This is a genomic window from Runella sp. SP2, assembly GCF_003711225.1.
Taxonomy (GTDB): Bacteria; Bacteroidota; Bacteroidia; order Cytophagales; family Spirosomataceae; genus Runella.
Window position 1 is genome coordinate 6,822,477 of sequence record NZ_CP031030.1, and the last position, 22,219, is coordinate 6,844,695.

Below are 22,219 nucleotides of genomic sequence, written 5' to 3' on the forward strand. Positions count from 1 at the left end.
GATACATGTCAAGAATCACGGCTGTCTGGCTTTTTATGGTTGGAATCGTGCTGAGTAGCTGCTCGGTATCGAAGCACTTGCCTGCGGGAGAGAGCTTGTACATGGGGGCGGAAGTGAAAGTGGTGGCCGACTCGGCAGTATCGGCCAAAGACGCCAAGGCTGTGAAGGAAATGGTAGAGCCCTTGATTCGGCCTGTGCCAAATAGCAGTTTGTTGGGCTTCCCGTACAAAGTTTGGTTCTATTATTTTATGGGTGAGCCTACCAAAGAAAAGAGTTTTCGTGGGTGGTTTCGGAAGCGCTTTGGCGAGCCGCCCGTGTTGGCAAGCCGTCGGGCTGTAACTGCAAACGGCGAAATAGTGACAAATTATCTTCAAAATGAAGGGTATTTCCGTACCGAAGCCTCGGGTGAGTTGGTTGAAAAAGGACGCACCGCCAAAGCCCATTATACGGTCGCACTAAAACCACGGTATTTGATTGAAAACGTCGAATTTGTGGATCCCAGTACGGGCCGAGGTTTTACCCAAGAATTTCTTAAAAACCGCCAATCGTCCCTGCTAAAATCTGGGCAGCCTTACCAACTTTCGGTCATTGAGGCCGAGCGCCAACGGATTGAACGGGATTTGAAACGCGTTGGGTTTTATTACTTTCGCCCCGACTACCTCATTATCAAGGCCGATACCAACCTCAACCGTAATCGGGTGAATTTGTACGTGGAGCTAAAACCCAACACGACGCAGTTGGCCTTAAAAAGGTATTTTATTAAAAATGTCTATGTGATTTCGGACAATGGCCTGCTGCGTTCTGATACCTTAGCGGGGGCGGTGTATCGACGTGGTTTTCAAATTGTGGATCCTGCACGGGCGTATCGTGTTCGGACATTTGCCGATGCCATTGGTTTTCGCCCTAAAGCAATGTATAGCAGCGATATACAAGATGTGTCGTTGTCGCGGCTAATCAACCTCAAGAACTTCAAATTTGTTAAAAATCGCTTTGAACTGCTTCCTCGTTCCGATTCGGCTTTGTTGGATGTGTATTATTATTTGACACCCCTGAAAAAGAAATCGCTGCGGGCAGAATTAAGTGCCGTTACGAAGTCAAACAACCTGACAGGGTCGCAGCTAAACCTGACTTGGATGAACCGAAACCTGTTTCGAGGGGCGGAAATGCTACGCCTAACGGCCAATGCAGGGATAGACGTACAGCTGGGAAGTCAGCGAAATATAAAAGTGCGGGATTATTACCGAACCAGCGTAGAAGGCGAGTTGTCGTTCCCTCGTTTTGTCTTGCCTTTTTACCGAATGAATCCCGCCAAAAACCAAACATTACCCAAAACAACGCTGACGGTAGGGTACGAAGAATTATCTCAAAAAGATTTTTATACCCAAACCTCGGTGAAACTTAACTGGGGCTACATGTGGCGACGAAGCACGCGGATAGAACATTCGTTTACGCCGATTTCGCTCAACATTGTCAAACCCCGAAACATCAGCGAGGCGTTGGTGGATAGCATTACTTCGCCTACTATTCCTTTGCAAGATTTACTTCGGTATTTTAGTATCCTCGAAAACCGTCTCATTTTGGGAGCGCAGTACAACTTCAGCTTCACCCCTCAGCCTGCTTTTGGTAGTAGGGGAAAGTTTGTGTTGAACGCAGGGGCTGATATTGCGGGCAATGTAGCGGGGCTGATTTCCAAAGGCCGCCAAGAAGTGGGTTTGGTGTTTGGGATTCCGTACGAACAATACGCGCGTTTCGACGTTGATATGCGCTACTACTACGATTTTACCCCTTCCATCCGTTGGGCTAATCGCCTCCTTGGAGGGGTGGGAATCCCCTACGGAAACTCGTTTGCCCTGCCTCAGTTTAAACAATATTTTGCGGGTGGAAGCAACGGCATTAGGGCGTTTCGTGGGCGAGCCGTTGGGCCAGGAAGCTACCAGCCCGACTCGCTGAGCTTGTTTGGCTTTACGTCGTTTGGGGACATTCGACTGGAAGCCAATACCGAACTTCGTTTTAAAGTAAATCAGTACATCGAAACGGCTCTTTTTGCCGATGCGGGGAATATCTGGATGTATCGAAATTTCGATAATTCGTTTTATTTTCCCGAAGACAATGCCGTTTTTACCAATAAGTTCTACAAACAAGTAGCCGTAGGAGCGGGGCTTGGTCTGCGCCTGACCTTGCCTTTTTTGTTGCTTCGCTTCGATTTAGCGACACCCCTTCGCAAGCCTTGGCTTCCCGAAACCGACCGCTGGGTGATTCGTCAAATGGATTTTGGAAGCCGTAGCTGGCGAAAAGAAAACTTGGTACTCAACATTGCCGTTGGGTATTCGTTTTAGACTACACTTCTGCCACGCCAAAGGCGCGTTCGGGGGCTTTTCCTTCGGCAATCAGAAAACCGTTGGGCGTCAGGTGCGTAAACTCTTTAAAGTCGCGTACCAAATGTTGATAGTCGTAATAGCCCAATTCGAGCGCAATTGTGAGCCAATCTTTGTGAGGTTGGGCATTTTTGAATTTGACGGCTTTTTCAAAACGCGTAATTCGGTCGAAGGTTTTGGGACTCACGCCGACTCGTTCGGTAAAGACGCGGTGAAACTGGCGTACACTCAAGCAGGCGTCGTTGGCCAAAGAATCCATGACGGGGGCTCTGTTTTGATATAAAAGCACTTGTGCCACTTTATCAATTCCGAGCAGCGGGCGTTTTGATTTTTTGATACACTCTTCCAGAAAACGCTCCGCCAGCAGAATAGCTCCAAAAGGGTCGTCTAAATTGGAAATTTCTTCGTGAACCGAACGAATATTACTTCCCCAAATCGCTTCTGCGTCAATAAACGTGTTGGTCAATTCGGAAGAAGGAAGCCCCGTGAGTCGAAATAAAGCCGTTGGTTGCAACACAATCTGCAACGCCCAAAAATCGCGTCCAATGTATCGGTTTGTCAGCAGCGTATGTTGGCCGTTGAGGGTACATTTTGGGTGCTTTTGCAGTGGTACATCGTTGGAATAACCTACGTTTTGTAAATCTCTTAAATAAAAAACCAAACACTGTTCGGGGCGGGGCACGTAGGCTTTGAAAGGCAATACCTCATTTGTCCCAAACTTAAATCGGATGATTTGATGTTTGCGGACGTATTCTTGCAAATGCAAACTGGGTAAAACGTCTTTCAGGATAACCATTTTATTTGAGGCTTAAAGGTGGTCCTACATTTTTCATGCCGTGCGCCATGGTGATTTGTTGAAATTCTTCTTCGGTGGGGGGCGCTTTCAATTCATTCATTTTTAAGAAAAATTCTTCCATTTTTCCCGCTGGTTGTACCATATAAATCAACTTGCCCTTGTCGCTAAGTTGAATCCAAGTGTGCGGTATTTTTCGGGGCAAAAATATCGTATCTCCTTGATTTAAAATTTCTTCCTTTTCGCCCACACGAAACCGATAGCTTCCTTCTACCACCGTAAAGATTTCGTCTTGGTCGTTGTGTACGTGCAGTACGGGGCCTTCTTTTACATGGCCAATATACTCAAAAACAGCCAATTGTCCATTGGTATCTTTTCCCGAAATTTTAACATCGTTGGGGTTGATACCTTTGTAAGGCGTATGAACCCCAAAACGAGCTTCGCCATTTTTGACGAGGAAAGGTTTAGGGTTACTTTGGGCAAACGATTTGGGGGCAAAACTGCCAGCCGTAGCTACGACCGCCGCAGAAAGAAAGAATCTACGTTGCATACGAATGAAGTAAATTTTGTGCGTGAATGATGACACAAAAGTGGAAAGACGACGGGGAAGGTTGGTGGTAAAAATCGGACGTTTTGGGGCAAGGAGAGTAATTTTTAGGGTTTATTTTCTTTTCTGAGCATTCGCCTTAAACCTTAATCATGTCGCAAAAATCCACCTTACAGCACCTTGTCCAAATTCCCGTTATCGTTGCCGCACTGGGATATTTAGTAGATATGTACGACCTCTTTTTGTTCAGTGTCGTGCGCGTCAATAGCTTCAAAGCTTTGGGCGTTTCGGCCGAGCAGCTTCTTCCAGAAGGGGTTTTCTTACTCAATACGCAGTTGGCAGGTTTGCTGGTTGGTGGTGTGTTTTGGGGTATATTGGGTGATAAAAAAGGCCGTCTTTCTATTCTTTTTGGTTCAATTTTAATGTATTCGCTGGCCAATATTGCCAATGGCTTTGTCCAAACCGTTGAGCAATACGCTTTCCTGCGTTTCATCGCGGGTATTGGCCTTGCGGGCGAGCTAGGTGCAGGAATAACGCTTGTGTCAGAAGTATTGCCCAAAGAAATCAGGGGCTACGGCACCACTGTTGTTGCTACAATGGGGCTGGTAGGTGCCATCATGGCCAATTTTGTGGCTGATTGGTTCGACTGGCGGGTATCGTATTTTGTCGGCGGAGGGATGGGGCTAGTGCTGTTGGTTTTACGCTTAAATGTGTTTGAATCGGGCCTGTTTGAAAAAGTAAAATCGCAAAAAGTCCAAAAAGGCAATATTTTGATGTTGTTCAATAACCGTCGTCGTTTTACGAAATACCTACTGTCGATTCTGATTGGGATTCCCCTGTGGTTTGTGACGGGTGTGCTGATGACTTTCTCGCCTGAATTTGGCAAAGCCGTCGGACTGACCGAGCCGATTGTAGCGGGAAAATGCGTCATGTTTGCCTTTTCGGGACAAATTGTTGGGGATATCGTCAGTGGGTTGGTGAGTCAGTACCTCAAAAGCCGCAAAAAGGTTATGGGACTATTCATCCTGCTTTCGTTCGTATTTATGCTTACGTACCTGTTATTCCCCGTCAAAAGCGTCGATTCGTTTTACATAATTTGTGTGTTATTGGGCTTTTGTAACGGTTACTGGACGATTTTTATCACGATTGCGGCCGAGCTTTTTGGCACAAATCTCCGCGCGACGGTCGCTACCTCCGTGCCTAACGTGGTGCGTGGAACTGCCATCATTCTTACGTCGGCCTTTGTTGCTTTAAAACCCAGTTTAGGAATCATCAACAGCGCCGTAGTGATTGGAACAGTCACGGTAATCATCGCATTGGCATCGCTGTATTTCTTGGAAGAAACTTTCACCAAAGACCTCAATTACGAAGAATGAGTTGAACTCCTATCGAGGGATTGTATATTTTATTACCTTACCGTTAAATGCGACAAAATTTTCGGTAAGGTTTTTTCGTTTTTAGTAAGACTTACCCCCTTTGAGATTAGATTTTGCTTAGAAACGCAGCGTAAACAGCGAAATTTGCGTAAACAAGATAACAACATAATACGTTGAAATTAGGCACAAGATTTGAGGAAGAGGAGAAAGAGACTAAACCAATGAGAAAGCAACCCTACATATTTCTTGTTATTATCGGCTTATGGGCGTTGGCGATGGCGTTGCCTACCCAAGTACACGCGCAATTTGACGTAAAAGGTAAACTGTGTATTCCCGATGTAGAATGTAAGAGTGATTCTGTGACGTTCTCGGATACCCTCAGAACCTCTACGGCTTGGCTTTGGGATTTTGGCGACCCGGGCAGTGGCACCCAAAATACCTCTACCAAAGTCAGCGCCAAGCACTTGTATCAAACGCCTGGGCCTTATACCGTGACGTTGACGCGGACGGTAAATGGTGTGCAGGAAACGGTAACAAAAACTATTAATATCGGGGTGCCTCCGCCGCAGTTTCCAGGATGGCGGCGTGATACGATGATTTGTAAGGAAGATTTGGGAAAATTAATCCTGAACCCTTACCCTTCTAACGCGCCTTCGGGAGCAAAATACCTGTGGTTTCCCAACGGAGATTCTACCCAAACTATGCGCGTGGACAGCTCGGGCTGTTATTCGGTAGAAGTAACCAATGCCGAAGGCTGTACTTACGAAGATCGCATCAATGTGAAGGTTTGTTTGGAACAAAGTAGTCAAGAAGGCGCAAAGTGGTATTTTGGAAACAATGCGGGTTTGGATTTTTCGGGTGGTAGCCCAACCCCCCTCACCAATGGTCAGCTGAATACGCCAGAAGGTACGTCGTCAATTGCCAATTCCAAAGGACAACTTTTGTTTTATACCGATGGGATAAGCATTTATGACAAAGGTGGCGCATTGATGCCATCCAAAGATGGAACGACTACGCCATTGGGGGGAAGTCCGAACTCTACGCAATCGGCTTTGATTGTGCCCAAACCTACCTGCCGAGGATGTGAATACTTGTATTATGTGTTTACAACTTCTGATATCAATGGTACAAAACAACTCAGTTACAGCCTCGTTGATATGCGCCGTAACGGAGGAAAAGGAGAAATTGTAGAAAAAAATCAAGTACTAACCGACAATACAACCGAACGTATTACGTCCGTTCGGAACGACCAAGATTCTACCTATTGGGTTGTAACGCACGATTATAACAGTAATACGTTCAAGGTGTATCACGTGACAAAAGCGGGCATTGAAGGGCCTACGGCTTATCCGTTGGGAACACTGCAAAATACCCCTAGTCAAGCAGAGGGATACATGAAGTTCTCGGCCCAAGATAGTACGGGTTCGAGACGATTGGCGATGGTAGTGCCTGGGCCACCCAAAAACTTGGTACAGATTTATACTTTTAGCGATTCGTCGGGGAGACTTTCCGATCCTTTGACCATTGACATAGGCCCTGCGCCGCCCAAAGCATACGGGGTCGAGTTTTCGCCCGATGGGACTAAAATGTACGTTACACTGCAAAAAGATGACAGTGATACAACCCTATCTCGTCTTTATCAGTACGATATTAGCTTGGGAGACTCTGCCCGTATTGCCGATTCCAAAATACTCATCGACAGCTCGGCGACGCAAGTGTATGGCGCTTTGCAAGTAGGCTCAGATGGGCGTATTTACATGGCTATCAAAGGCAGTGAGTATTTAGGGGTCATTAATTATCCCGACGAAGACTCCCAAGATGAAGTAGTTTTTGTTGAAAGGGGGATTAATTTGGGAGGAAAAACGAGCCAAATAGGCTTGCCCAACTTTGTTTTCAACTTTACCCAAGAGTCCTCTGGGCCAGGTTTTACGTATTCGGATACCTGCTCCAACCAAGCCACCAATTTCCAAGCATCCCCGCTATGTGATCCCATCAAAGATTCTTACACGTGGAATTTTGGAGATGGCTCTGCGCCAATCGTTGGCCAAAACCAACAGGTACAACATACTTACCGAAATCCAGGTACTTATACAGTGAGTTTACGTTTGGTCAACCGCTGTAAAGACACAACCATTACCCAACGAATTACGATTGTAGCTACCCCTGACCCGATTAACCTGAGGTCGCCTATTGATACCTGCGTCAATCGACTGGTGCTGGATGCGGGCGTGCAGGCCGAGCAATATATATGGTTGAGGAATGGCGCGGTGATTGGTCGAACAAAAACGATTACGTTGCAACCCAATGGGGGTTCTGGAACGTACCGAGTGATTGCTGCCAATGGAATAGAAGGACAGTGTCGGGTACAAGGAGTTACGCAAATAACCATGCGAAGACCGCCTGCGTATGTATTGAGCGATACCAGTTTGTGTGTGGGAGGTGGAACAGTCGTATTAGATGGGAAACCTTCTCTTACAAACTGGAATAAATTTCAGTGGAGTACAGGTGAAACTTCACAGACCATCACGGTCAGCAGACCAGGGCCATATTCAGTTCAAGTGACCATCAATGCGGGCACTCCCCAAGCCTGCGTAAACGAAGATACCATTCAAGTTCGAGCCTTACCCAAGGCACGAATGCAAGCGACGCTTACTCCACCTACGGGCTGCACCACGCGCGACGGTAGGATTGTGATTGGGAGTATTACGCCTGCGGGAAATTATGCGTTTAGCTGGTTTGGCCAACCCAATGACACCCCGCTAACGGGCACAGGAAGTACCTTGGCGAATTTAGGAGAAGGAACGTACAAGGTTCGACTGACGGGTAACCCAACGGTTTGTGCCACCGATTCGTCGTTTACCTTGCGGGTGGTTAAAAACCTACGACTGCAACCGACGGTGGTCGATGCGCGTTGTAAAGAGCCTAATGTAGGGGCGATCAACCTTTCTACCATTGCAGGAACGCCTACGCGCTATGTTTGGACCAATGCCACGGGCGGAACCGTGGGCACAAATGCGCCGATAATCAGCAACTTGCTACCAGGAAAATACAACGTGCTGGTAACCGATGCGGGTGGGTGCGATACGACCCTGCGCGACATAACGGTGGGGGTCATTCCAGAAAAATTCTTGAGCCTTGGCCCCGACCGTGAAAAGTGCGTTGGAGATACGGCTTTGTTGGTGCCAACCCTTCCCAATATTGCAGGAAATCAATACCAATGGAGTACGGGAGAAACGACCAACCGAATCACGGTGAGTCGAGCAGGAACGTATTCATTGACAGTGACCAACTCCGTGACGGGTTGTACTGATACCGACAATTTTGTGTATTCATTGGCACCGCGGCCCGTCTATGATTTAAACCGTGATGTAGGTTTGTGTGATTTGGACGTAGGTGCTACGGCGACATTAATTATTCGTCCTACGACGCCAAATTTACGTTATCGTTGGTTTCCACCTCTTGACGCAACAACAATGCGGGTCACCGTCAATCAGGTTGGAACGTACCGAGTAAGCATTACTAGCCCAGCGAGTTGTGAAGTCACCGACTCAGTACAAGTGGTGGTGCGGTGTGAGCCTCGATTGTTTATCCCTGACGCGTTTTCTCCAAACGGGGATGGCCAAAACGACTTATTGGATGTGTATGGCGACCACTTGAGCGATTTTGAATTGAAGATTTTTAACCGTTGGGGAGAAGTTATTTTTTATACCAACGATATGAACGAGAAGTGGGATGGAAAATACCGAGGTACGTTGTATCCTCCGATGACTTATCCTTACGTGGTTTCGTTTAAGTCTGAATTTTTCCCAGACCGCCCTCGTATTTCTCAACGAGGGGCGGTGACGCTACTCCGATAACCAAAAATTACCGTGGGAAAGCCTCTAACACACGCTTGACAATCCCATCAAGCGACGAGTTTTCAATCCAGCGAACGACCATCACGAGTTCATGGTCGGGGTCAACATAAACAATGTTTGTCCCGTTACCAACGTGGTAATAAACGTTCGCTGGAGCACTTGGAAGTGGTTTGCGGTCGGTATTCAAAAACCAGTTCATATACCCATAGGTCGGTTGGGCGGTGGTAGGTGTTGTGGCTTGTTTCACCCACTGCTCTGATAGCAATTGTTTGCCGTTCCAGCGTCCACGATGCAAGGTCAATAATCCAAAGCGTGCCATGTCGTAGGCATTGATAAACATTCCTCCTCCCCAATGCCCGCCGCCACTTACCGACTGCACAGGCTGCCCGTCGAGTACAATCCACGCATTGCGATAGCCCGTCCAGCGCCACGTATTTGACGCCCCAATTTCATCCATGATTCGTTCTTTTAGTACTTGAGGCAGAGGCTTTCGCCAAACGCTCATGGCAGCCAACGCCAGGGCATTTACGCGAACATCGTTGTACTCATATACTGCTCCAGGCGCATTTCGAGGACGCGTCAGCCACTTCGATGCATCGGCATCGGGGCGGTCAGCCCAGTCTGGTTTTCCCCAAAGCGTCCCTTCCCAATCCGAGGTTTGGCGCAACATGTGATCCCACGTAATGCGGCGATTATGCGGCGTATCAAATAAGTTCAAAAGTTCAGGTTTACCAAACTCTTCGGCTGGACGCTGCACGGGTTGTCCGTACAATTCGATGGGGGGAACATAGCCCGCTACCGTGTCGTTCACGCTACGAATCAGACCTTTGTCCACCGCCAGTCCCACCACTGTGGATAAAAAACTCTTGGTGACACTGTGCGTAATATCGCAGCGGTTGGGTTCGCCCCACTGCGCCACAATATACCCTTTGTAAACAATGATGCCTGTTTGGTCGCCACGATCGTTGAAGGGGCCAATGGCAAAACCGTAAGGTTCTTTACCAAAAGTCTGGTAGTGCGACTGCTCCATGCTTCGCGGATTTTTGGACTCCGATGCTTTCGCAAAAGCAATCGCTTCGGCCAATTTGGTAGGGTTTAAACCCAATTCGCTGGGTGTTTTTTGTGCCCACGTATGAGCAGGAGGAAAGTAGGGAGTTGGGGGGGGATTTTTTTGACCAAATGAAGAAATCGCCAATGCCCAAAAAATCAAACCAGTAGCAACAATACGCATAAACAGTGAGTTAAAATGTAAATTTAAAAGTAGGAAATTTTCAAAAAGCAGAAGTACATTTGTTACCACTGTTTTATGTATTCTTGGCAGTATCGTAATCGTATGGAACGTTTTCTCCCTCTTTTTCCTCTGGCCTTGGTAGCTTATCCTACCGAAAATCTCAATCTCCATATTTTTGAGCCGCGTTATCGTCAGCTTATCAACGAATGTATTAACGAACAAAAAACGTTTGGGATTCCAACGTTCATTGGCAACAAACTCCCAGGTTACGGAACCGAGATGGAAGTGGTACGTCTTGCCAAACTTCACGAAGATGGTCGGATGGACATCAAGACGCGGGGAATTCGGGTTTTTAGAATACTTACTTTTCAAAATCCAGTGGCAGGGAAGCTGTATTCGGGAGGGGAGGTGACGTTTTTTGAAGATACGGATGAACCTCAAGCTGCCATGGCTGAATTGCTTTTCCAACTCGACCGCCTCTATACTTTACTTCAAACGAAGGTAGATTTTAATCCTGATGTAGTGCCTTTTTCTTACCAAATTGCCCACAAGATTGGGCTTTCACAAGAAGAAGAGTATCATTTGTTAACGATTCGCTCGGAGAAAGAACGTCAACGGTATATTTTAAAACATTTGAATAAAGTACTTCCAGTAATGTCAGAAATGGAGCGTACCAAAGAACGTATCCGCATGAATGGTCACTTTAAGAACCTCGACCCGTTGAATTTTTAACGGTTTTCTTCTGGTTGTGAGCAACCAGAAGCACGTGTACAGCTTATTTGCCCTGACTTCTAAGCTTTTGCACAGTTTCAATAGATACATCAGCCAACGATGCAATTTTGGCATCATCAAAGCTTGTTTCAGCTAGGAGGGTATTTACAAAATGCAGCTTTTGTGCTTCTACACCCTTTTTCTCTCCTTTGGCTAGCCCTCGCTTTTCTCCCAAGCGACGTTCACGCTCCAACACAAATTCAACAATCCCCATCGTTTCTTTCGGTTTGTTTAACAATAACTCTATCGCTTCGTCAAATTTAACATCATTTTCCCGTTTTCCAAAACGTACGTAAAGCTTCAAAAAACCCATCAATGCCTCTATCTTCCCCCGACTAAAACCCTTACTAACCAACCGCTTGAGCAATTCTACTTTTTGTTTTAAAAGCTCCTCTTCCGTTACTTTCCCCTTCTGCAATGCGACCAAAACTGTCAAGATAATCATCGCAAAAGGATACACTGTGCAGCGGGTTGCTTCCAACCCGCCCTTGCGGCTGAACTGGCGGTTTTCTTCTGGTTGTGAGCAACCAGAAGCACGTGTATGAGCAACCAGAAGCACTATGATTCCTTATTCCCGCATTCGGAAGAGATTTTCTAGGGGGCGTTTTCCTGAAATAATATCGGCAGCAAGTTCGCCCAAGGCGGGGCCGTGCTTATAACCGTGTCCAGAACCTCCTCCTAAAAACCAGCAGTTTTCGGCCTCAGGATGCGTATCCAGAATGAAATTGCCATCGGGTGAGTTTTCGTAAGGGCACACACGATTTTCGACCAAAGGAGCATTTTTTAGCGGGGGAAAACGGTGCGCCATAAAAGCCCGTGCTTTGGTCAAGACCTCCGCATTTGCCACACGTTCTCCGTCCGTTGGGTCAAAAATATCCCCTCGTTTGTCAACTCCAACTTTAAACCCTCGGTACGTGTTCCCTGGAATTCCGTAATAAAAATCTTCGCCGTCGAGGTCAATCCAAGCAGGCATGTGGTCAAAATACGCCGTATGCGAGGCAGGTACCCCCAAATAATAAGCTTCTTGTTTGGTACACGTAATGATAGTTCCAAGTACATCAGGAAACAGCCGCCTTAACCAAGAACCACAGGCAAACACGTACGCATCGGCCGACAACCTCGTACCGTTGGACAAAGACAAAGTTGTCATCTTGCCGTTTTCAATCGCGGTGGGTTGAACCAACGCATTCACATACGTTCCTCCTTCTCGTACAAAAGCTTCGAGTACCGTTTGGCAGCTTTCACGGGCTTTTAGATAACCGCCATGAGGGTCGAGAACGAGGTGGTGTAGGTCGTTGGTATAAATATGGGGATAGCGTTGTGCCGCTTCGGTTTTGGAAATATACTGGTATTCTAAACCGTGTTTTTTCATAAATGGCAGCGTCGCTTCAATCATTTCGGGGGCTTCATCGTAACAAAACCACAGTACACCTGAGTTGAAAAACATTTTTTTGTTCCACTTTTGCTGGTGTTCGCGCCACAACTCAATGGCCCGTACGTTGAGGTCAAAGTAGGTTTCGTTGGCACCATAAGTCGAGCGAATGACCCGCGTTTCGTCACCCGAGCTTGCCCGCGAGTTACCAGGTCCCCAAGCGTCAACCAACGTCACCCGAAACCCTAAACGGCGTAGCCACAAGGCCGTCCAGCCGCCAAAAACCCCTGCGCCCACCACCGCAATGTGCGCGTGAGCGTCAAGCAATGCCCCTTGGCGTGGGGCTTCAAAGATTTGGTTATTTCGGGGAGCAAAGGTAGGTTGAGCAGACATAGGTTTAAGATTTAGGACTTTACTGTATCTTCGCACCAACTTATGAGAATTTTACTAATTCACCAATATTTTCTGGAAGACAACGACGGCGGAGGTTCGCGTTGGAACGAAATGAGTCGATTTTGGCAAGAATCGGGGCACCAAGTCACTGTGCTTGCGGGCATGGTGCATTACATGGGGCATCGTCCTGCCAAATACAATGGGAAATATTTTGACCGTAGCACCAACCAAGACGGAGTGGACGTCATCCGTTGCCACGTTTCGGAGTCATATAATAAAAGCTTTGTCGGGCGGCTGTGGGCGTATTTTTCGTTTACATTTTCGAGCATTTGGGGCGGACTTCGCTACGCCCGTGGTAGTTACGATGTCATTGTGGTAACTTCGCCACCTCTTTTTGTAGGAATTACGGCTTACGTACTTTCCTTGTTCAAACGTACTCCCTTTGTTTTTGAAATCCGCGACTTGTGGCCCGAATCCGCCATCGACACGGGTGTCTTGACCAACGGCGTACTTATCAAATTTGCCTATTGGTTTGAGAAGTTGATGTACCGCAAAGCCCGTCTTATCAATGTACTGACGCCCGCTTTTCGCGATAAATTAATTAGTAATAAAGGAGTTCCTCCGTCAAAAATCATTTTTATCCCCAACGCCGCTGACTTTTCATTGTCGGAAGAATTGCTCCAAACGTTCGATGTTGCCGCTTTTCGTCGTGAACAGCAGTTGGAACAGCATTTTGTGGTAACCTACGTAGGCGCGCATGGTGTTGCCAACCACTTAGTGCAGGTGCTAGATACGGCTGAATTATTGCGTGATACCAACGTTTTGTTTTTGCTGATTGGGGATGGAATGCTCAAGGCCGAACTAAAAGCCGATGCCCAGCAACGTGGCCTGACGAATGTCCGTTTTATTGATTCCGTTCCCAAACGAGATGTGTTTAAATACATTTTGGCTTCCGACGCAGGGGCGTCAGTTCTGAAAAAAGTAGATACATTTAAGACCATTTATTCTAACAAAACCTTCGATTATATGTCTTGCCAAAAGCCTATTTTAATGGCCATTGACGGTGTTTCGAGGCAGTTGTTGGAAGACGCCAATGCAGGTTTGTACGTTGAACCCGAAAATCCAGCCGATTTTGCCGATAAAATTCGTGTATATTTACATAATCCATCGTTGGCAAAACAGCACGGACAAAACGGCTACCGCTACGCCCAAGCCCATTTTGACCGCGAAGTTTTAGCCAGCAAGTACCTAGCAGCATTGCAACAAGTAAAGTAAATTACTCTCCACTCACAACTACTTCATGACTAACGAAACCAATCCACGTTTAGAATTTTTTCGTTCTCAAATCGGCCAACAAATGACCAAAAGCCCATCGGGGCTTGGGCGCTGGCTTAATGGTAAACTTGTTGATATTCAATCCAATGCAATGGTCGTCGAGTTTGTCGTACGCGAAGACATGACCAATCCTATGATGACTCTCCACGGCGGGGCAGCGGCTTCCATTATGGACGATATTGTGGGTATGTTGGTGTTTACCCTAGGCCGTGAATACGCCTATACTTCGGTCAACCTCAACTGTGATTTTCTCAACGCTGCTCGCGTCGGCGATGTACTCACCGCTAGAGCGGAAGTTATTCGCGCGGGTAAAAATGTGATTCATTGCGAAGCACGGATTACCAATGCTGACCAAAAGATTATCGCAAAGTGTAGCACTAACCTGATTCAGACCTCGATGAAGTTGGCGTTTTAAGCAAACTCATGATGTAGCGTTGCGTATGAAATTTTTGGTGATATTGTTGTACCTACTTCCCACCTGTGTGCTGTTTTTGTACAGTTGCGCACAGCTGAGTTTGGTTTGGAATTATTGGCGTCGTCAAGCACCGACGGATGGCCTGAGTCTGCTAACTAGCTTGCCAAAAGTTTGTGTACAACTTCCTATTTACAACGAACGTTACGTGATTGAACGCCTCATTGATGCCGTTTGTGCTTTTGAGTACCCCAAAGAATTGCTTGAAATTCAAGTATTGGATGATTCGACGGACGAGACCATTGCGCTTATCGCCCAAAAAGTAGCGCATTATCAATCAGTAGGGTTTGTCATTTCGCACATTCGTCGGCCTCAGCGTGAAGGCTTCAAAGCAGGGGCGTTGGCCTACGGACTGATGCTCACTCAAGCTGAATTTATCGCAATTTTTGACGCTGATTTTATCCCTGCGTCCGATTTTTTACAAAAAACACTGCCTCACTTTTCCTCGCCTTCGGTGGGGGTAGTACAAACCCGTTGGGGGCATCTCAATGAGTCTTACTCGTTGCTTACTCAGCTCCAAGCTTTCGGGTTAGATGGGCATTTTGTGGTAGAACAGGGCGGCCGAAATGCCAACGGGCATTTTATCAACTTTAACGGAACGGCAGGCGTTTGGCGAGCGAGTTGTATTACCGATGCAGGCGGCTGGTCGTCGGATACCCTCACCGAAGACCTCGACTTGAGCTACCGCGCGCAGCTTCGGGGCTGGCAGTTTGTGTATCTCGAAAAAGTAGAAAGTCCCGCCGAATTACCTGCAACCATGCCCGCGTTTAAGTCGCAACAATACCGCTGGATGAAAGGTGCTGCCGAATGTGCGCGCAAAAACTTATGGAAAGTGTTTAAAAATGAGTCGCTTAGGCTTTCGACGAAAGTCCATGCGGCTTTTCACTTGCTCAACAGTGGCGTGTTTATCGCGGTATTTGCAATGGCGTTACTGAGTATTCCCGCCTTACTTATCACGCACGACTCGCCGCGATTTAATTCGGTATTGGGGATTTTTCAGTTTTTTCAATTAAGTGTTGTTATTCTAGTTGGATTCTACGGCACGACGCACTACGGCCGAAAATCACTATCTGAACTAGCATGGCAATTGCCCTTATTTTTGACCGTCATCATGGGGCTTTCGCTGCATAATTCAATAGCGGTAATTGAAGGATATTTGGGAAAGAAAACGCCTTTTGTCCGTACTCCCAAATGGGGAATTGTTCAACACCAAGGAAATTGGCAGCAAAAAAAGTACCTCGTTCGGAGTCTCAACCCGCTCACTTGGCTGGAGGTAGGCTTGGTTTTGTACTTTGGGTTTGGTCTTGCACTGGGTTTATATTGGCAGACCTACTCGTTGGTTGGGCTGCACAGCATGTTGGTGTTGGGGTACGGGTTTGTGGGTTATTATTCTGTCAAACACTCGTTATCTTGACTTTTTGGGTTGGAAAGGGCAACAAAAAACCCCGCCGTCGCGGGGTTAAATCTTTTGCAAAAGATGGTTGTGTATGACTACAACGCGCCTACTTCTTTCAAAACTGCTTCAATACCTTTTTTATTGATAGTACGAAGAGCTGAAGTAGCCAATTTAATTTCTACCCACTCATTCAAAGAAGGAATAAAAAACTTCTTTGTTTGCAAGTTTGGATAAAACTTACGCTTGGTTTTATTGTTAGCGTGCGATACGTTATTACCAACTCGTGTTCTTTTGCCCGTAATTTCACAAACTCTGGCCATGACAATTGTTGTTTTCAGAATGAGGGTGCAAAAGTCGTGATTTTTTCAAAAAATAACAAGTCTTTTCTGAAAAAAGACTAGCCAAATAGGTCGCCCGTCCTAAATTTAGGGACAATTCCTAGGTGTCGATAAGCTTTTTCGGTGGCTTCTCGTCCCCGCGAGGTACGTTTTATAAATCCTTCTTGAATCAAAAAAGGCTCATAAACTTCTTCAATCGTTTCGGCTTCGTCGCCGCAAGCCGTTGCGATTGTGGTGATGCCGACAGGCCCTCCTTTAAATTTATCAATAATAGTACTTAAAATACGGATATCCATTTCGTCGAGGCCGTGTTGGTCCACATCAAGCGCTTTGAGGGCAATCTCGGCTATCTCTACCGTAATCCGTCCTTTTCCTTTGACTTGGGCAAAATCCCTAGTACGGCGCAATAAATTATTGGCGATACGCGGCGTACCGCGGCTACGGCGGGCAATCTCAAAGGCACCATCGTCTTCAATCGGTGTGCCCAAAATGGCAGAAGACCTTTTTACAATGGATGATAACAGTTGGGCATCGTAATACTCTAGGCGGCAATTGATTCCAAAACGTGCCCGTAAAGGTGACGTAAGCAAGCCCGCGCGGGTGGTCGCACCAATGAGGGTAAAGGGATTCAAGCTGATTTGAATGCTCCGCGCATTCGGTCCAGAATCGAGCATGATGTCGATTTTATAGTCTTCCATGGCCGAATACAAATACTCCTCCACAATTGGGTTGAGGCGGTGAATCTCGTCGATAAACAACACGTCGTTAGGCTGTAGATTTGTCAACAACCCAGCCAAATCGCTTGGTTTGTCCAGTACAGGCCCCGACGATGTTTTCATGGTAGAGCCTAATTCATTGGCAATGATGTTAGAAAGGGTTGTCTTTCCCAAACCTGGAGGCCCGTGAAGAAGCACGTGGTCGAGGGGTTCGCCCCGTTGTTTGGCTGCCGTTACAAAGATTCGAATGTTTTCAAGAATCTTGTCTTGCCCCGCAAAATCACTGAATGACAATGGCCGTAATGCCTTGTCAATTTCTTTTTCGATGGGCGAAAGTGGCTCTTTATTTCCTGATAGATAATCTTGACGCATACATCAAAGATACGTTAAAGTGGTGAATAGCGGAAGTCTTTGTGGACAAAGCGGTGTTTTACCACAAAAAACTAATCTCCTGCAAAGAATAGCCCCTTGATGTAACTTTCCCAGGGTTCGTTTTTATTGAGACGTAGCCAACCGATAAGCCCAAAGTCAGTACGAACCAGAAAATGTTCTTCTAGTTCAAAATCGGGGCGGCCAAATTCAGCCATCACTACTTCAACTTTATAGCCTTTGGGGAGGGTTGCTACTACTTCTTTGGAGGTTTTGTCTTTGTACAACGTAAGCTCTTTCAACGCCACTGATTGTAAACCCACGTAGTAAAAAGGTTGGGTGATTTCGGCGATGGTGTCGTTTTTGATTTGAAACTTCCGACGTTTATCAAACAAGTTGTTGGTATGCCCGCTGACGTAAAAAGTGGTGCTATTAGTCAAAAATAGCTGCAATCCATTGACCGTTCCGAGGTTTTTGCCCGATTTGGTCGCAATCATAAAATTGGGGTCTTCGCTGGGGCCGTGCGAAAACAACACATACAGCGAATCACTGATTTGTGGATGTTTAAAACTGGCCAATCGCTCATAGACAGGGGCGTCAGGGTCGGGGCAATACCAAGGGCTATTTTTGGGAAATTGCGTACATTTTTTTCGACTGAGCTTGATGTTAGTTTTGTCGTAGCCAAATATTACAGGGTTCATCCCGCCATCAATGCGAATTTTGGTCAGTTGTGGAAAATAGTTGGGCGCTTGTCCATAAGCCATGTGTGCCAACAAACCACAGAAAGTCAGGGCTAAAAACAGTTTTTTCATAAAATGTTGATTATAAAGAGACACCAAATCTTTTGCCAAGTTCTTCCAATGATTGTACGACGGGGTCGAGTAAATCGAGACCGTTTTCAAGGCGGTCGGCTTCTATGGCGCGTTCGGGGTCGCCAGGAATCAAGACTTGCTTACCTTCGACGGCCTCGGCCGAGCGAAAACGGCGAATCCACGTATCCATGTGGGCTTTAAATTCGTCGGCAGGACGAAAACCGTCTATCCGCATCGCGCCAAAAAAGTGCCCAGTCCCTTTTCCTACCCCTTCGTTGGCACTCATAAAGCCTGCGGTTGCAAAAGGCGGCACCCAAGGCCCGTAATTAGCCCCCGACAATACGCCCGAAAAAATATCTACAATCGCCCCCAGTCCGTAGCCCTTATGGCTACCGTGCTCGCGGTCAGAGCCAAGCGGAAGCAATGCCCCGCCGTTTTTGATGGGGTTGGAGTCGGTCGTGATGTTGCCTGCCGAATCTTGCGCCCAGCCAAGGGGAGCGGGGAGGTTTTTGCGTTGTAAAATCTCAAACTTACCGTAAGCCGCCGCTGTACTGGCAAAATCGGCGACAAAGGCAGGTTCTTCTTGAGCAGGAACGGCCACGGCAATGGGGTTGGTACCGAGCATTTTTTCCAACGAAAACGTGGGGGCAACCAACGGTGCGGCGTTGGTCATGGCCATGCCTATCATGTCGTGGGGGAGGGCAAGCATGGCGTGGTAGCCCGCAATACCAAAGTGGTTAGAGTTTTGCACCGAAATCCAGCCCGAGCCCACGTTTTTGGCTTTTTCAATGACAATTTCCATGGTTTTTGGCCCCACAACCAACCCGACGCCAGCGTCACCATCGACGACGGCGGTGCTGGGGGTTTGGTGTACAATCTTAATCGTTGGGGTAGGGTTGAGGCGTCCGTGGTCAAACAACCGTACGTAACCTGCTAAGCGAGCGATGCCGTGCGAGTCAACGCCACGCAAGTCGGCGGCAATAAGGACAGTGGCGGCTAGCGTAGCATCTTCTTCCGAAAAACCGATGCTTTGGAATATATTTTTGGTAAAAGTTCGTAGTTGTTCAGCAGAAAACATAGTAAAAGTATCTTGAAATTGTTTGAGCGCAAATGTCGCAAGAAATGCACGAAAGTAAAATAGTCTGCTTCTTGGCTTTGGACAGGAACAGTCAAACTAATTTTAACGATGTATAAGCTAGTAATTTCGCTCGCCTTGTTGATGGGAACTTTGGCCTTTCAAACCCAAGCCCAAAACGTTCTTTCCACCCAAGAAAAAAAGCAAGGTTGGGAATTATTATTTAATGGTAAAGATGTGTCGGGTTGGCATACGTACGGTGGCAAAGGCGTAGGGACGGCGTGGAAAGTAGAAGGTGATGCCCTCAAGCTCGACGTGCCTGTCAGAGCAGGAAACAAAGCCCCCAATGGCGGAGACATCGTTTCAAACGTGCTTGTTTCGGGGGATTTTGAGTTCAAAGCTGACTGGAAAGTAAGTCCATTGGCCAATAGCGGTATTTTCTTTTTTGTGAAAGAAGCGGATCAGTATAAAAACATGCACAACACGGGGCTTGAGCTTCAGGTGTTGGATGATAAAATTTATGAAGGTGCCGCCGAAAACAAACACCGTGCGGGCGATTTCTTTGGAGTCGCCAATGCACGTCTTCGTGAAATCAATCCTGTCGGCGAATGGAATCAGGTGCACGCGGTGTTTCGGAAAAACAAATTAACGATTACACTCAACGGCTTTGTGGTTCAAGAACACGATTTGTCGAGTGCTGATTGGAAGCAACGAATTACCAATAGTCCGCTGAAAAATGCCCCCATTGCCCAAAATCAATTAACTGGCGTGATTGGCTTACAAGATTGGGGAAGTACAGTTTGGTACCGAAACATCAAACTTCGGAAGTTGAAGTAATGGGGCATTGCCTGAAATTTTTCCCGCAGATTTTCGCTGAATAATTGCTTTATGAAGTTCTTGTTCGGCGAAAATCTGCGGGTGAAAAATATTTTTGTACAAAAATCTTATCGCTTCATTGCTACGCGATACAACACTACGGCCATGGCGGCAAATAAGCCTGAGCCAAGGAGTTGGTATCCGCCTTCACCGAAGACTGAAGCAAGGGCGTGTTCGAGGTTGATGTTGGCAAGGGCATTAAAAATACTGTCGTTGACCGAGAGGAGAGCTACAACTACGCCCGCCAATGCACCACCTGCCACCAATCCCGTCGAAAACAAATTCCCTTTGCCCAAGTCAGCGTCTTCTTCTTCGATTCCTTGGCGTTTTGAGTTCCAATTGACAAACGCTTTGACGCACCCGCCCGCAAAAATGGGCAAAGTCGTTGAAAGAGGAAGGTACAAACCCACGGCAAACGAAAGCGCGTTGACTCCCATGATTTCGATGGTGAGGGCAATAAAGACCCCTACCAACACAAACTGCCAATCGAGGTTAAACGATAAAAGTCCTTTGATAAGCGTGGCCATCAAAGTGCCTTGGGGAGCAGGAAACTTGTCGGTGCCAATTGCGTGCTGAATGCCTTGAGCAGCCAAATCAGGCGTAGGTGTGTCGAGCAATTTGACGGTAGCACCGATTACCAACGACGACACAATGACCCCGATGAAAAGGGCAATCTGCTGATAACGTGGCGTAGCGCCCACCAAATACCCCGTTTTGAGGTCTTGTGAAGTGTTTCCTGCATTGGCGGCAGCGATGCAAATCATCCCCCCAATCACCAACACAGCAGGTTCGTACATTTTTCCTGTTAACCCAAACCCAATGAAAACCAACGAAGTAGCCATGATGGTCGCAATGGTCATGCCCGAAACGGGCGACGAACTTGACCCAATAATACCGACAATGCGGCTGGCGACGGTGACGAAGAAAAAGCCAAAAACCACGACCAACACCGCAATCAAAAACTTGGTTAAGAACCCATCACCAGGGATTTGGGGCAAAATCACCATCAAAATTACCAAGGCCAAACAACCAAAAAGCACCACTTTAAACGACAAATCTTGTTCGGTACGGAGGCGAGTGGCATCAGCGCCTGCTTTCATTGAAGCTAAACTTTGGCTGAAGGAAGAGACAATTGTAGGAATGCTTTTAATCAAAGCCATAAAACCACCCGCCGCCACGGCACCTGCGCCAATCTGACGAATATAAGCGCGATAAATGGCCGATGCAGTGTCAGTAAAGCTGTGAGAATCAGGGTTCCAGCCACCTGGGCCGCCTGCGGTAGCGAGGTCTTTGAGGTAGCCCAATTTGATAAGCTGCTCGGCGATGGTATCGGCAGGAACGAGGGTGGCCAAAAGGGGAATGAGCCCCAGCCACGCTAAAAGTCCGCCGCCCACCAACACCGCCGAAATACGAAAGCCAATGATGTAGCCTACGCCCAAATATTCAGGTGTAATTTCACCGCTGACGACGGCTGAGGGGAAGATTTTGCTGGCTTGAGATGAGGCTAATTTGGGTACTTCGGCAATCACGTGTAAGATTTTTTGGAAAAAAGCGTACAACATGGCCACGCCAAGCCCTTGATAGGCTGTTTTGGCAAGGTCACCGCCTTTTTCGCCCGCAATCAACACCGAACCGCAAGCCGTTCCTTCGGGGTAGGGGAGGGTGCCGTGCTCTTGCACAATCAGCGACCGCCGCAACGGAATCATCATAAATGTGCCTAAAAATCCGCCTAAAATCGCTAATGTGAGAATGGTCCAATAATTGAAAAAATCGGCCCCGATGCTTTTGCCTTCTTCAGTCATGGAAAGAAACAAAAAGCCTGGCAAGGTAAACACCACGCCCGAAGCGATGGACTCACCCGCCGAACCCGTGGTTTGAATGATGTTGTTTTCGAGGATGGTGGTGCCTAAAAATTTGCGACCCAGCGAGATAGCCAAAACGGCAATGGGGATAGAAGCCGAGACCGAAAGCCCCGCTTTGAGCGATAAATACACCGTAGCAGCGCCGAATAATACGCCAAAAATAGCACCCATGACGACCGATTTGACAGTAAATTCGGCGACACTACTTTCGTTGGGAACGTAGGGTTTGAAGTCTTTTGATTCCATGAAGCTT

Annotated in this window: 18 protein-coding genes; 8 read left to right on the top strand and 10 right to left on the bottom strand. The window is 47.2% G+C overall.

The annotated features are described in order from the left end of the window. The first annotated feature begins 5 nt into the window (after nucleotides 1-5). The gene (locus DTQ70_RS27465) at nucleotides 6-2,336 is read left to right on the top strand and encodes a BamA/TamA family outer membrane protein (protein WP_122933781.1); all 2,331 of its coding nucleotides are present in this window, start codon (nucleotides 6-8) and stop codon (nucleotides 2,334-2,336) included. Nucleotide 2,337: 1 nt separating this feature from the next. On the opposite strand, the gene DTQ70_RS27470 is transcribed toward DTQ70_RS27465, so the two are convergent. Both DTQ70_RS27470 and DTQ70_RS27475 read right to left on the bottom strand, forming a co-directional pair. After that, nucleotides 2,338-3,171 (bottom strand): helix-turn-helix domain-containing protein, encoded by an 834-nt coding sequence (locus DTQ70_RS27470; RefSeq protein WP_122933782.1) that lies wholly within the window; start codon nucleotides 3,169-3,171, stop codon nucleotides 2,338-2,340. A gap of 1 nt (nucleotide 3,172) precedes the next feature. Continuing rightward, nucleotides 3,173-3,718 (bottom strand): cupin domain-containing protein, encoded by a 546-nt coding sequence (locus DTQ70_RS27475; RefSeq protein WP_122933783.1) that lies wholly within the window; start codon nucleotides 3,716-3,718, stop codon nucleotides 3,173-3,175. A 149-nt stretch (nucleotides 3,719-3,867) separates the two neighbouring features. Between DTQ70_RS27475 and DTQ70_RS27480 the strand changes: the two genes are divergently transcribed. Then, a complete protein-coding gene (locus DTQ70_RS27480) occupies nucleotides 3,868-5,091 on the top strand; it encodes an MFS transporter (protein ID WP_122933784.1) in 1,224 nt (407 codons plus the stop codon). Between the two features lie 221 nt (nucleotides 5,092-5,312). Then, nucleotides 5,313-8,948, top strand: a complete 3,636-nt coding sequence (locus DTQ70_RS27485) for a gliding motility-associated C-terminal domain-containing protein (protein ID WP_122933785.1) — start codon at nucleotides 5,313-5,315, stop codon at nucleotides 8,946-8,948. Nucleotides 8,949-8,955: 7 nt separating this feature from the next. Here DTQ70_RS27485 and DTQ70_RS27490 read toward each other — a convergent pair whose 3' ends face one another. After that, nucleotides 8,956-10,179 (bottom strand): serine hydrolase, encoded by a 1,224-nt coding sequence (locus tag DTQ70_RS27490; protein WP_122933786.1) that lies wholly within the window; start codon nucleotides 10,177-10,179, stop codon nucleotides 8,956-8,958. 102 nt (nucleotides 10,180-10,281) lie between these two features. On the opposite strand from DTQ70_RS27490, the gene DTQ70_RS27495 reads away from it, so the two are divergent. Beyond that, nucleotides 10,282-10,911: an LON peptidase substrate-binding domain-containing protein gene (locus tag DTQ70_RS27495; RefSeq protein ID WP_122934582.1), complete on the top strand. Its 630-nt coding sequence runs from the start codon at nucleotides 10,282-10,284 to the stop codon at nucleotides 10,909-10,911. 43 nt (nucleotides 10,912-10,954) lie between these two features. Here DTQ70_RS27495 and DTQ70_RS27500 read toward each other — a convergent pair whose 3' ends face one another. Together DTQ70_RS27500 and DTQ70_RS27505 are read right to left on the bottom strand one after the other, a co-directional pair. After that, nucleotides 10,955-11,509 (bottom strand): hypothetical protein, encoded by a 555-nt coding sequence (locus tag DTQ70_RS27500; RefSeq protein WP_164490243.1) that lies wholly within the window; start codon nucleotides 11,507-11,509, stop codon nucleotides 10,955-10,957. A gap of 9 nt (nucleotides 11,510-11,518) precedes the next feature. Further along, nucleotides 11,519-12,715, bottom strand: coding sequence for an FAD-binding oxidoreductase (locus tag DTQ70_RS27505; protein WP_122933788.1), 1,197 nt, complete (start codon nucleotides 12,713-12,715; stop codon nucleotides 11,519-11,521). Nucleotides 12,716-12,757: 42 nt separating this feature from the next. On the opposite strand from DTQ70_RS27505, the gene DTQ70_RS27510 reads away from it, so the two are divergent. The 3 genes from DTQ70_RS27510 to DTQ70_RS27520 are packed head-to-tail and all read left to right on the top strand — an operon-like array spanning nucleotide 12,758 to nucleotide 15,936. After that, a complete protein-coding gene (locus DTQ70_RS27510) occupies nucleotides 12,758-13,990 on the top strand; it encodes a glycosyltransferase family 4 protein (RefSeq protein ID WP_122933789.1) in 1,233 nt (410 codons plus the stop codon). A 25-nt stretch (nucleotides 13,991-14,015) separates the two neighbouring features. Further along, the gene (locus DTQ70_RS27515) at nucleotides 14,016-14,465 is read left to right on the top strand and encodes a PaaI family thioesterase (RefSeq protein ID WP_122933790.1); all 450 of its coding nucleotides are present in this window, start codon (nucleotides 14,016-14,018) and stop codon (nucleotides 14,463-14,465) included. A 25-nt stretch (nucleotides 14,466-14,490) separates the two neighbouring features. Further along, on the top strand, nucleotides 14,491-15,936 hold the full coding sequence (locus DTQ70_RS27520) for a cellulose synthase family protein (protein ID WP_122933791.1): 1,446 nt from the start codon (nucleotides 14,491-14,493) through the stop codon (nucleotides 15,934-15,936). A gap of 77 nt (nucleotides 15,937-16,013) precedes the next feature. On the opposite strand, the gene rpmB is transcribed toward DTQ70_RS27520, so the two are convergent. The 4 genes from rpmB to DTQ70_RS27540 all read right to left on the bottom strand — a co-directional run bounded on the left by rpmB (nucleotide 16,014) and on the right by DTQ70_RS27540 (nucleotide 19,231). Then, the gene (rpmB, locus tag DTQ70_RS27525; protein WP_028525126.1) at nucleotides 16,014-16,238 is read right to left on the bottom strand and encodes a 50S ribosomal protein L28; all 225 of its coding nucleotides are present in this window, start codon (nucleotides 16,236-16,238) and stop codon (nucleotides 16,014-16,016) included. 77 nt (nucleotides 16,239-16,315) lie between these two features. Continuing rightward, on the bottom strand, nucleotides 16,316-17,344 hold the full coding sequence (gene ruvB / locus DTQ70_RS27530) for a Holliday junction branch migration DNA helicase RuvB (RefSeq protein ID WP_122933792.1): 1,029 nt from the start codon (nucleotides 17,342-17,344) through the stop codon (nucleotides 16,316-16,318). A 71-nt stretch (nucleotides 17,345-17,415) separates the two neighbouring features. Then, nucleotides 17,416-18,153: a hypothetical protein gene (locus DTQ70_RS27535; protein WP_122933793.1), complete on the bottom strand. Its 738-nt coding sequence runs from the start codon at nucleotides 18,151-18,153 to the stop codon at nucleotides 17,416-17,418. A 10-nt stretch (nucleotides 18,154-18,163) separates the two neighbouring features. Next, nucleotides 18,164-19,231, bottom strand: a complete 1,068-nt coding sequence (locus tag DTQ70_RS27540) for an Ldh family oxidoreductase (protein WP_122933794.1) — start codon at nucleotides 19,229-19,231, stop codon at nucleotides 18,164-18,166. A gap of 108 nt (nucleotides 19,232-19,339) precedes the next feature. Between DTQ70_RS27540 and DTQ70_RS27545 the strand changes: the two genes are divergently transcribed. Beyond that, complete coding sequence (locus DTQ70_RS27545; protein ID WP_122933795.1) at nucleotides 19,340-20,065, top strand: DUF1080 domain-containing protein; 726 nt, start codon at nucleotides 19,340-19,342, stop codon at nucleotides 20,063-20,065. 107 nt (nucleotides 20,066-20,172) lie between these two features. On the opposite strand, the gene DTQ70_RS27550 is transcribed toward DTQ70_RS27545, so the two are convergent. Next, nucleotides 20,173-22,212: an OPT family oligopeptide transporter gene (locus tag DTQ70_RS27550; protein WP_122933796.1), complete on the bottom strand. Its 2,040-nt coding sequence runs from the start codon at nucleotides 22,210-22,212 to the stop codon at nucleotides 20,173-20,175. Between the last annotated feature and the right edge of the window lie 7 nt (nucleotides 22,213-22,219).